Annotated in this window: 3 protein-coding genes and 1 pseudogene; 2 read left to right on the plus strand and 2 right to left on the minus strand. The window is 71.0% G+C overall.

Annotated features, from left to right (window positions below; translation table 11 throughout):
* Nucleotides 1-335: 335 nt before the first annotated feature.
* On the plus strand, nt 336-3,140 hold the full coding sequence (locus ABZX96_RS37365; protein ID WP_355553919.1) for an AAA family ATPase: 2,805 nt from the start codon (nt 336-338) through the stop codon (nt 3,138-3,140).
* Nucleotides 3,141-4,006: 866 nt separating this feature from the next.
* On the opposite strand, the pseudogene erm reads toward ABZX96_RS37365, so the two are convergent.
* Together erm and ABZX96_RS37375 are read right to left on the minus strand one after the other, a co-directional pair.
* A pseudogene (erm, locus tag ABZX96_RS37370) lies at nt 4,007-4,750 on the minus strand (23S ribosomal RNA methyltransferase Erm); the annotation flags it as partial.
* 768 nt (nt 4,751-5,518) lie between these two features.
* The gene (locus tag ABZX96_RS37375) at nt 5,519-5,707 is read right to left on the minus strand and encodes a hypothetical protein (protein WP_355553921.1); all 189 of its coding nucleotides are present in this window, start codon (nt 5,705-5,707) and stop codon (nt 5,519-5,521) included.
* Nucleotides 5,708-6,084: 377 nt separating this feature from the next.
* Here ABZX96_RS37375 and ABZX96_RS37380 point away from each other — a divergent pair.
* Nucleotides 6,085-12,383, plus strand: a 6,299-nt coding sequence (locus tag ABZX96_RS37380) for a beta-ketoacyl synthase N-terminal-like domain-containing protein (RefSeq protein ID WP_355553923.1), incomplete at its 3' end; no start/stop codon positions are given.

Consider the following 12,383-nt stretch of genomic DNA (forward strand, 5'->3'; position numbering starts at 1 on the left):
ACCTCTTTCTTTATCTTTGTGGTGCGGGGGGGGGGGCTGGTGCCCCGGTTGGGTTCTGAAGCGCGTCTCGTGGGGCCCGCGGTGCGCGACCACCCCCCCCCCCCCCAGGCCCACGAGGCCCGGGCGGCGCCGCGGCAGAGCCCACGCGCCGAGGTGCCCTCCCCCGTTCTCTGACGCCCCAACAGTCGCCCGCAGGAAGCAGGAAGGCGGACCAGCCCGGCCCCCGGCAAACTCCGCGCACTCGGTTTCAACTGTATGTTGCACACTTGAGTAGAGTGACGGACGGTGTACGTGCGGTTAGTTCGCTTTCCTGGGAGCAGGGGGAAGTCCTGGACATGGCACTCGTGGAACGTAATGAGGAAATCGCGGCACTGCATGCCGTCCTCGGAGCTTGCGAGGACGGGGAGACCCCGATCGCGTTGATCACCGGGGCAGCCGGGAGCGGCAAGACCGAACTGGTGCAGACGCTGCGGAGGATCGCGCACGAGGCAGGAGTGACGGTCTGGATGTCCCGGGCGTCGGCGGGGGAAAGCACTCTCCCACTGGGGCTCGTGGGGCAGTTGTTACAGAGTGCCGCGCAATACGGCGCGGACACCTCGGCGGCCGAGGCGCTGGTGGACCGCATCCGGGCGGCGATCGGCACCCGCGCGGCCGAGCTGACGGAGCCCCTACAGGCACAGGAGATGCACGACCTGCGGGCCTGTCTGGACCTGGCCGACCGGCATCTCCCCCTCCTCTTCGTCGTCGACGACGCGCACCACGCGGACGCCACCTCCCTCCAGTTCCTGCTCTCCTGCATCAGCCGGCTCCGGCAGGGCCGGATCGGCTTCGTCTTCGCCGAACGGGCCTCGCTGCGCCCGGAGTACCGGATGTTCCGCAGCGAGCTGATCCGCCATCCCAACGGGCACAACCTGTGGCCCGCGAACCTGAGCCCGCAGGGCGTCGCGCAGGTGCTGGCCGGGCACTTCGACGGCGCGCTCGCCAAACGCCTCGCGCCCGCCTACCACGCCACCAGCGGAGGGAACCCGCTCCTCGTAAGGGCGTTGATCCAGGACCACCAGGCCGCGCGGAAGACGGGACTGGGCGGCAAGGACCAGGACGTGGTCACCGGTGACGCGTTCGTCCAGGCCGTGCTGGCCTGTCTGCACCACAGCGAGCCCGCCACCATGGAGGTCGCCCGCTGCCTCGCCGTCCTCGGGCGGGCGGACGCGGGGCTGATCGAACATCTCGCCGGTATGGACGTGACGGCCGTCGACCGCCACGTCCAGGAACTGACCGCCATCGGACTGCTCCACGAGGACGGCACGCCGCGTCACCGGGCGGTCGGCGAGGCCGTCCTCCAGGACATCCCGCCCCGGGTCCGGGCCGCCACCCACCGGCGGGCCGCCGCGCTGCTGCACCGCGACGGGGCGGTGGCGGCCGTGGTGGGCCGGCACCTGCGGGCGGCGGACAGCGCGGCCGACATCACGGCCGGGGCCTGGGAGCTGCCGGTGCTGGAGGCCGCCGCCGAGCAGGCGCTCACCGACGACCGGCTGGAGGAGGCGCTCGGGTTCCTGGATCTGGCGGTGCGTTCGGCGACCGACGAGGAGCAACTGGCCCGCATCGCCACCGGGTTGGTCGCCGCGTCCTGGCGGATGGTGCCCGGCATGGCGTCCCGGCGCTTCTCCTACCGGGACCGGCTCGCGGACACCGAGCTGCATCCCGGGCCGCACGTCCTCGCGCTGATCCGCTGCCTGGTCTGGTATGGGCAGCTTGAGGAGGCCGGGGAGGCGCTGGCGAAGGTGTGCGCGAGCCCCAAGGCGCCCGGCGACGTGGAGCTGTTCATCACGCGGGTGTGGCTCTCCGGCCTGTGCCCGCCGCTGCTGGAACGTTTACCCTCGGTCTCCGAGCCGGAGACGGTGGCGGCGGCCCCGGTCGTCGTGCACCAGCGGCTCAAGGCCGTCCGGGCGCTGTCCCGGGTCCTGGAACACGGCCCCGACCAGGCCGCGTACGCCCAGGCGGAACAGCTCCTCCAGAGCTGCCGGCTCACCGAGAAGACGTACGAGGTGGTGGAACCCGCCCTGTCCACGCTGATCTACTCCGACCGGCTGGACAGCGCCCTGCACTGGGCGGACTCGCTGCTCCGGCAGGCCGCCGAGCGGCGCTCCCCGGGCTGGCAGGCGGTCTTCGCCGGTGCCCGCGCCGAGGTCGCCGTACGGCGCGGCGACCTGAGCGGGGCCTGCGACCACGCGCGGATGGCCATCACGTACGCGACCCCGGACAGCTGGGGGATGTCGCTGGGGTTCCCGCTGTCCTCGCTGCTGCTCGCGTGCACCGCGGCGGGGCGGTACGAGGACGCGGAGAAGGTGCTCCAGCAGCCGGTCCCCGAGACGATCTTCGACTCCCGGCCGGGGCTCCACTACATGTACGCGCGCGGCCGGTACTGGCTGGCGACCGGCCGGCTGCACGCCGCGCTGGGCGAGTTCCTGGTGTGCGGCGAGCTGATGGCCGGCTGGAACATCGACCGGCCCGCCGTCCTGCCCTGGCGCACCGCCGCGGCCGAGGCGTACCTCTCGCTCGGGAAGCGCGCCGAGGCCCGGCAGCTGTGCGAGGCCCAGTACGCGCGGCTGAGCCCCGGGAGGTCCCGGGCGCGCGGCATGACCCTGCGGGTGCTGGCGGAGACCGCGGACAAGGGCCGCCGGGAACAGATCCTGGCCGAGGCGATCGACTCGCTGCACGGCAGCGGCGACCGGCTGGAACACGCCCGGGCGCTCGCGGCCCTCAGCCGTCACCAGCAGGCCCAGGGAGAGGCCGACCGGGCGCGGATGACCGCCCGCTGGGCCTGGGACATGGCGGAGGAGTGCGGCGCCCATTCCCTGTCGGAGGAGATCATGCCCGGCCGCGCCACGGCGCGCGCCAAGGGCGTGCGTCCGGAGGTGCCCGTACGGGAGGGCACCGGCGTCGACACGCTCTCGGACGCCGAACGGCGGGTGGCCGCGCTCGCCGCCCGCGGCCTGACGAACCGGCAGATCGCCACGCGGCTGTGCGTCACGATCAGCACGGTCGAGCAGCATCTGACGCGGGTGTACAAGAAGCTGAATGTGACGCGTCGGGTGGATCTTCCTTCCGGGCTGAAGTTTGATATCGCGGATATGGCGTGAGGGGGGTGGTGATGTCGGGGGATGCCAGGGGATGTCGGGTGACGTTCGGTGTTGTCGGGTGACGCCGGGGGATGTCGGGTGACGCTGGGAGATCGGGGGCGCCGGGCGTCGGGTGACGCCGGGGGCGACGGGTGACGCCTGGGAGCATCGGGTGACGTCGGTCGGGTGGCATGTGGCGGTCAGGTCGCGGCTGAGGTGGGCCGGGTGCCGGGCTGTGGCCGTCGGCGGTGGTAGGGGCCGGTGGGGGCGCGTCGGTGTGGGTGAGGCGTACGCGGCGCCGTGCGCTTTCGTGGACGCGCCCGCGCCCGTACCCGTCACCGGCCGCCCCCGCGACGCGGCGAGGCGCCCCGCGTCCTGGAGGAGCGACCGCCCATGCCCACTCCCCGGATCCATGCGGTGCGGCCGGCCGACAGTCCGCTCGGGGGACGCTGCCGGTTGGCCGGCCCCACGGCGCGCTGCACCGCGCCGAAGCCCTGCGCCCCGCCGAAGGAGCCGCCGACGCCCGGCGGGGTGCCGCGCCGGGGCGGTTTGGTGGGGCCGGGTGTCTCGTCGGGGGTGGACGTTTCGGCGGGGTTGGACGTTTCGGCGGGGTTGGACGTTTCGACAGGGTTGGAGGTTTCGACGGACCGGGGTTCCGGTGTCCGGGACGAGGCGGTGGGGCCGGGCGCCTCGTCGGGGCCGGGCGCGTGGCGGGATCGGGGCTTCGGCGTCCCGGACGAGCCGGTGGGACGGGCCGCGCCCGGGGCGTTGCCCGAATCGGCGGCAGGGGACGAGTCGGGGTGGCCCGAACCGTTCGGGGAGGCATCCGGAGCTCCGGGCTTCCTGCCGGTACGGGCGGTGGTGGGACCGGCACCACCGTCACCGTCGTACCGGGGTGCGGAGGCCTCGAAGAGGGCGACCCACTGGGGCAGGGTCAGGTCCTTGGGCAGGGAGTCCGGCCGTATCCGCAGCCGGTCCGCGAGCGAGCGGTAGGTGCGCCCGGGCACGTGCCGCCGCAGGATCTCGGCGACGCCTCGGCCCGGGCCGGTGTAGACCGCCTCGGCGAAATGCCGGAAAGCGCGTCGAGCGCCGTCGGGGAGCAGGGGTTCCTCCCGGCGCCGTATGACGAGGATGCCGCCGTCCACCGCGGGCACCGGCCGGAAATCGGTGGCCGGTATGCGATTGCCGAGGCTGAATTCGTACCACGGGGCCCAGGAGGTCGTCAGCAGGGAACCGTAACCCTGCCCGGCACGTTTCCGGGCGACTTCCCACTGCACGATCAGGGACGCCGCCGACCAGTTCGGGGACTCCAATAAACAGCGCAGGATCTGCGTGGTCGCACCGAAGGGAACGTTGGAGACGACGGTGTAATCACCCTTGGGCAGCTTCCAGTTGAGGAAATCTCCTTCGACGACGTGGAGCCTGCCATCGGCGTCACGGAAACGCTCACGGACGAAGGACGCCCAGCGCGGGTCTTTCTCGACGACCGTGACGCGGTCGAAGGCGCGCAGCAGTTCCTTGGTGATGACGCCTTTGCCGGCACCGATTTCCAGGACCGGTGACGAACGGTCGGCGACCGGCGCTATCAGGTCTCGTACGACCCCGGTGTTCTGAAGGAAGTTCTGTCCCAGTTCGCGGCGGCGGAGATCCGCGCCGGTCTGGCGCCGGGGCCCGTTGCGCCGACCCGATGCGTTGCGGTGCGTCACCTCAAGCGGCTCCTCGTCCCTTCGTCCCCCGCGTGCTGCCGTCGGCGTCGCCCTTCCGCTCTGTTCCCTTCGGATCCCGACGGGCGCCGCGCTCTTACGGAAAGCGAGCGTAGCGGCGTGTGCACGGCTCGGGCCGGTTCCGGCCGAGAGTTAGGGGCCCCTAAAAACCGGGGTCGCCCCGGGCGGCCGATAGGGGTGCCCGGACCCGACCGACCTGGGGGTACGCGACGGTTCAGGGGGACCGCCGGTTAGGGGGGTGGCTAACGGTGGGGTGGGGTCCGTAGCGTCTGATCTTGGCGGCGCGGAGGAGTTCGACAGAGTGCCTCGGATGCCGCCGGCCACGGGGTACAGAATTCCGCCCGGGGGCGAATGCCGGGACGAAATCCGGTCGTACCGTTCGGTATTCCGTTCCGTCGGCTTTCGTCTTCGCCGCAAGTCGTCAGTCGTGTGTCGTCAGGCGTCGATCGTCAGCCGTGAGTCGTCAGTAGTGAGTCGTCGATCGTCAGACGTCGATCGTCAGACGTGAGTCGTGAGTCGTGAGTCGTGAGTCATCGATTGTGAGTCGTCAATCATGAACCGTCCGTAGTGAGTTGTAAGCCGTAAGGAGACGGCGTTCCGGTTCCCGCGGTGCGGTCCGGCTGTTCCGGTCAACCCACCGGTCGACCGTTCCGGTTCGCCCTCGCCGGTGTCGGCTCACACATGCCGCGCGCTCCCGCTCTGTTCCGCCATCTCCGCCATTCCGTCTTTACCTGGGTTCCATCCCGCGTTGCCGCTCTCGCTATCGTGCCCCTCGTTGTTGCTTCCCTCGTTGTTGCTTCCCTCGTTGTCGTGTCCGTCGTTGTTGTGCCCCTCGTTGTCGTGTCCCTCCTTGTTGCGTCTCATTCCCACCGTTCCTGTTGACCCGTACGTACCGCGCGTTCACGTGCCGTGCGCATACCAGGCAGCGCCCGCCGGAAGCAGAACGCCGGGTGCTCCGGAGAAATACGCGTATGCGCCTGATCTCGCCATGGGAGATGCCGGAAGTCATGAAGCACCAGGCCACTGAATACCCGTCCGCGGACGACTCCGCGCGCGCGTCCGGGAACACCGCCGCGTCGTCCCCGTCCCCCGTTTCGTGCATTCCGGTGGCGGATGGCCGGGAAAGCGCTTCGGGGCAAAGGGACCTCCCGGGGCAGGGGGTTGTTCCGGAGCGGGAGGGCATCGACGCGTACGGGCGGGAGGAGGGGCACCGGCCGCGGCCCCGCCACATTCCGGGGCCCATGGGCGTGAGCGGAGAAGGCACCGGAAGCGGTGCGGCCGACATCGCCGTCATCGGCTTGTCGTGCAGGCTGCCGGGCGCGCCCGACCCGGACGCCTTCTGGGAGCTGCTGCGCTCCGGCCGGGACGCCGTGATGGAGGTCCCCGCGGACCGCTGGGACGCGGACCGCTTCTACAGCCCCGACCGCGCGGCACCCGGCCGGATGAACACGCGGTGGGGCGGGTTCGTCGACGGGGTCGGGGAGTTCGACGCCGCGTTCTTCGGCGTGTCCCCGCGCGAGGCGGCGGAGATGGACCCCCAGCAACGGCTGGCCCTGGAACTGGGCTGGGAGGCGCTGGAGCGCTCCGGCGTGGACCCGTCCTCGCTCGCCGGCACCCGGACCGGGGTGTTCGCGGGGGCGATCTGGGACGACTACGCCACCCTCCGGCAGCGCGCGGGCGTCGAGGCGATCACCCAGCACACGGTCACGGGCTCGCACCGAGGCGTCATCGCCAACCGCCTGTCGTACACGCTGGGCCTGCGCGGGCCGAGCCTGGTGATCGACTCGGGGCAGTCCTCGTCCCTCGTCGCCGTCCACCTCGCGTGCGAGAGCCTGCGGCGCGGGGAGAGCACCCTCGCCCTGGCCGGCGGCGTGTCCCTCAACCTCGTCCCGGACAGCACGATCGGCGCCAGCAAGTTCGGCGGCCTCTCCCCCGACGGCCGGTCGTACACCTTCGACGCCCGGGCCAACGGCTATGTACGCGGCGAGGGCGGCGGCTTCGTCGTCCTGAAGCCGCTGGACCGGGCGCTGGCGGACGGCGACCCGGTGCTGTGCGTCATCCGCGGCAGCGCGGTGAACAACGGCGGCGCGGACCGCGGCATGACCACCCCCGACGTCAAGGCGCAGCAGCAGGTGCTGCGCCTGGCCTACGAGCAGGCGGCCGTGGACCCGTCCGAGGTCCGCTACGTCGAACTGCACGGCACCGGCACGCCGGTCGGCGACCCGATCGAGGCGGCGGCGCTGGGCGAGGTCCTCGGCACCGCCCGGCCCTCGGAGTCGCCGCTGCTCGTGGGGTCGGTCAAGACCAACATCGGCCACCTTGAGGGCGCGGCGGGCATAGCCGGCCTGCTGAAGGCCGTCCTGGCCGTCCGGCACCGCGAACTGCCCGCCAGCCTCAACTTCGAGACCCCCAACCCGGCCATCGACTTCGACGCGTGGAACCTCCGCGTCAACACCGCCTTGTCCCCCTGCGAACCGGACGCGGACGGGCGGCCCCTGGTGGTCGGCGTCAGCTCCTTCGGGATGGGTGGGACGAATTGCCATGTGGTGATCACGGAGGCGCCGGGGGCTGGTGCCGACGCTGGCAGTTCGTCCTCATTCGTAGTTGAGGCTGAAGCCGAGGGTCGTGCCTCTTCTGCTCCGTCGGCTGCCTCCTCGTCGTCGGTGGTGCCGTGGGTGGTGTCGGCGAAGTCTCCGGCCGCGCTGGAGGAGCAGATTGCCCGGATCTCGGCTGCGGGGGCCGGGCTGGACCCCGTGGATGTGGGGTTCTCTCTGGCGACGGGGCGGGCGGTGTTTGAGCACCGGGCCGTGTCGCTGGATGGTGGGGAGGAGTGGATACGGGGTTCGGGGGCGTCGTCTTCGGGGCGGGTGGCGTTCGTCTTCCCTGGTCAGGGGACGCAGTGGGCCGGGATGGGGGCCGGGCTGCTGGAGCACTCCCCGGCCTTCGCCGCCGCGATTGACGAGTGCGAGGCCGCACTCAGCGCATATGTGGACTGGTCACTGACGGACGTGCTGCGGGAGGCGCCGGGCGCGCCCACCTTGGAGCGGGTGGATGTGGTGCAGCCCGTCACGTTCGCGGTGATGATTGCCCTCGCTGCCCTTTGGGACTCGTACGGGGTGCGGCCGGACGCGGTGATCGGGCACTCCCAGGGCGAGATCGCCGCCGCCGTCGTCTCCGGTGCTCTCTCTTTGCAGGACGGCGCCAAGGTCGTGGCCCTGCGCAGCCAGGCCATCGCCGCGCACCTGGCGGGACACGGAGGGATGCTCTCCACCGCCCTCGCACAGGAAGCGCTCCCGGACTGGCTCGCTCCGTATGAGGGTCGTGTGGAGATCGCCGCGATCAACGGGCCCACCAGCACCGTGGTCGCCGGCGACCCGAACGACCTGGAAGACCTACGGCAGCGACTGGAAGCCGAGGGAATCCGAGCCCGCACCATCCCCGTCGACTACGCCTCCCACACCCACCACGTCGCAAGCATCGAAACCCACCTCGACGAGCTCCTAACGGACCTGACCCCCCAAGCACCGAAGATCCCGTTCTTCTCCACCCTCGACCAGCAGTGGATCACCACCCCGACGCTCGACGGCCGCTACTGGTACCGCAACCTCCGCCACACCGTCCAATTCGGACCCTCCGTCACAGCATTGGCCGACGAAGGCTTCGACCGATTCATAGAGGTCAGCGCCCACCCCGTCCTCACCATGGCGCTGCCCGACCACGTCACCGGCCTCACCACCCTCCGCCGCAACGACGACACCCCCCACCGGGTCATGATGTCCCTCGCCGAAGCCTGGACCCACGGCCTCCCCACCAACTGGACCACCCACTTCCACAAAGCCCAGGCCCGACACGTAGACCTCCCCACCTACCCCTTCCAACGCCGCCACTACTGGCTCGGCCAGACCGACAGCACCTCGGCGGAGACGGAACCGCGCGTCGAGCAGGGCGCACTGGCTGCCGAACTGGCGGGACTGGAGCGGGACGAGCAAGTCCGTATCGTGCTGGAGAGGGTGCGGGCTCAGGCGGCCAAGCTTCTGGGCCACGCCTCGCCCGAGGACATCGCGATCGGCTCGACCTTCCGTGAGCTGGGGTGCGACTCCCTGACCGGGGTCGAGCTGCGCAATCGTGTCAACGCGGCCTTCGAGGTCCGTATGCCGACCTCGATGATCTTCGACTACCCGACGCCGACCGTCTTGGCCGAGCGGCTGGTCGACGAGGTCCTCGGCCGCGAACGTGCGGCAGCACCTGTCACCCGACCGCCGCACGTCCTCGGGGCGGACGACGAGCCGATCGCGATCGTGGGCATGGCCTGCCGGTTGCCCGGCGGCGTGGACTCCCCCGAGGCCCTGTGGCGACTGGTCGCCGACGGCCAGGACGCCATCTCCGGCTTCCCCACCGACCGCGGCTGGGACCTCGGCAACCTGTACGACCCGGATCCCGAGCGCGCCGGGAAGACCTACGTTCAGGAGGGCGGATTCCTGGACGACGTGGCGGGTTTCGACGCGGCGTTCTTCGGCATCTCGCCGCGCGAGGCCGTCGCGATGGACCCCCAGCAGCGCGTGCTCCTGGAGACCTCGTGGGAGGCGTTGGAACGGGCGGGCGTCGATCCGGAGTCGCTGCGTGGCCGGCGGGTGGGTGTCTTCGCCGGTGCCATGACGCAGGATTACGGGCCTCGGCTCCAGGACGGCGGGGACGAGTTCGCCGGTTACCTGCTGACCGGCAACACGGCCAGTGTCGTATCGGGGCGGATCGCCTACGCGCTCGGCCTCGAAGGTTCCGCGCTGACGGTGGACACGGCGTGCTCGTCCTCGCTGGTCGCGCTGCATCTGGCGGTGCAGGCGCTGCGCAGGGGCGAGTGCGACATGGCGCTCGCCGGCGGTGTGACGGTCATGTCGACGCCCGGAATGTTCGTGGAGTTCAGCCGTCAGCGTGGTCTCGCCCCTGACGGGCGTTCCAAGGCGTTCGCGGCGGCGGCGGACGGCACGAGCTGGTCCGAGGGCGCCGGAATGCTCCTGGTGGAGCGGCTGTCCGAGGCCCGTCGCAACGGCCACCCCGTACTCGCCGTCGTCCGGGGCACCGCCACCAACCAGGACGGTGCCAGCAACGGCCTCACGGCGCCGAACGGCCCGTCCCAGCAACGGGTCATCCGCCAGGCGCTGGCCGACGCCCGCCTCTCCCCGGCGGACGTGGACGCGGTCGAGGCCCACGGCACCGGCACCCGCCTCGGCGACCCCATCGAAGCCCAAGCCCTCCTCGCCACCTACGGCCAGGAACGCCCCAACGGACAACCCCTCTGGCTCGGCTCCCTCAAGTCCAACGTGGGCCACACCCAGGCGGCAGCCGGCGTGGCGGGCGTCATCAAGATGGTGATGGCCATGCGGCACGGCGTCCTGCCCAAGACCTTGCACGTGGACGAACCCACCCCGCAGGTCGACTGGACCGCTGGCGAGGTAACCCTCCTCACCGAAACCCGCGACTGGCAGCGACGAGAGGACGGCACTCTCCGCCGCGCCGGCATCTCGGCCTTCGGCATCAGCGGCACCAACGCCCACGTCATCGTGGAAGAAGCCGACCTTGTCTCGGCGGAGGACAAGACCAGCACGGCTCTTCCCGTAGTGCCGTGGGTGGTGTCGGCGAAGACCCCGGCCGCGCTGGAGGAGCAGATCGCGCGGGTTACGGCGGCCGGGGCCGAGCTCGATCCCGTGGACGTGGGGTTCTCCCTCGCCACGGGGCGGTCCGTGTTTGAACACCGGGCCGTGTCGCTGGATGGCGGGAAGGAGTGGATACGCGGTAACGGGCCGTCTTTGGGCCGGGTGGCGTTCGTCTTCCCTGGTCAGGGGACGCAGTGGGCCGGGATGGGGGCCGGGCTGCTGGAGCACTCCCCGGCCTTCGCCGCCGCCATCGCCGAGTGCGAGGCCGCGCTCAGCGCATATGTGGACTGGTCGCTGACGGAGGTCCTGCGGGAGGCACCGGGCGCGCCCACCCTGGAGCGGGTGGACGTGGTGCAGCCCGCCACCTTCGCCGTCATGGTCGCCCTCGCCGCCCTTTGGGACTCCTACGGGGTGCGGCCGGACGCGGTCATCGGGCACTCCCAGGGCGAGATCGCCGCCGCCGTCGTCTCCGGTGCTCTCTCTTTGCAGGACGGCGCCAAGGTCGTGGCCCTGCGCAGCCAGGCCATCGCCGCCCACCTGGCAGGACGCGGCGGAATGCTCTCCACCGCCCTCCCCCACACGTCAATGGATGACTGGCTCACCTCGTACGAAGGCCGTGTGGAGATCGCCGCCATCAATGGGCCCGCCAGCACCGTGGTCGCCGGCGACCCCAACGACCTAGAGGACCTGCGCCAGCGGCTCGAATCCGAGGACATCCGGGCCCGCACCATCCCGGTCGACTACGCCTCCCACACCCACCACGTCGAAACCATCGAGGCCGAACTCGCCCGCATCCTCACCGACCTCACCCCCCAGGCACCCAAGACCCCCTTCTTCTCCACCCTCGACCAGCAGTGGATCACCACCCCGGCACTCGACGGCCGCTACTGGTACCGCAACCTCCGCCACACCGTCCAATTCGGCCCCTCCGTCACCACCCTGGCCGACGAAGGCTTCGACCGATTCCTCGAAGTCAGCGCCCACCCCGTCCTCACCATGGCCCTCCCCGACCACGTCACCGGCCTCACCACCCTCCGCCGCAACGACGACACCCCCCACCGGGTCATGATGTCCCTCGCCGAAGCCTGGACCCACGGCCTCCCCACCAACTGGACCACCCACTACGAAGGCACCCAGGCCCGACACGTAGACCTCCCCACCTACCCCTTCCAACACCACCGCTACTGGCTCGCCCCCAAACCCGAAACCAACACCCCCCACACCACCAACCCCACCGACACCCGCTTCTGGCAAGCCATCGAACAAGGCGACACCACCCACCTCGCCCACGAACTCGCCCTCGACAACGACGACACCACCGCCCTCACCCAACTCCTCCCCGCCCTCACCACCTGGCGCCAACACCAACGCACCCACACCACCATCAACAACTGGCGCTACACCATCACCTGGAAACCCACCCCCCACACCACCAGCACCCCACAACTGACCGGAACCTGGTGGGTCGTCACGCCGGCGGAAGGCTGGGCGGAAGAGGCCGCCGTATGTGACGCGCTGGTAGAGGCGGGCGCGAACGTGGTGCGGCATGCCGTCGCCATGACGACCACCCGGGCCGAGCTCGCGGACGAGCTGCGGGGGCTCAGCGCCGAGGCGGGTCCCGTGGCGGGTGTCCTGTCATTGCTGGCCCTGGCCGAACCCGTCAGCCTGCCGCGCGATCCTGAGGTGTCCGACGCCGAGCCGGACCGGGACTTGGGGCGGGAACTGGCGCAGTACCTGGGACGTTCCGTGGCGCTGATTCAGGCGTTGGGTGACGCCGACATCACCGCACCCCTATGGAACCTCACCCAAAACGCCGTCCACACCCAACCCACCGACCCCACCCCCAACCCCCAACAAGCCATGACCAGCGGCCTCACCCGCGTCGCCGC

The sequence above is a fragment of the Streptomyces sp. NPDC003077 genome (assembly GCF_040611095.1).
In the GTDB taxonomy this organism is placed as follows: Bacteria; Actinomycetota; Actinomycetes; order Streptomycetales; family Streptomycetaceae; genus Streptomyces.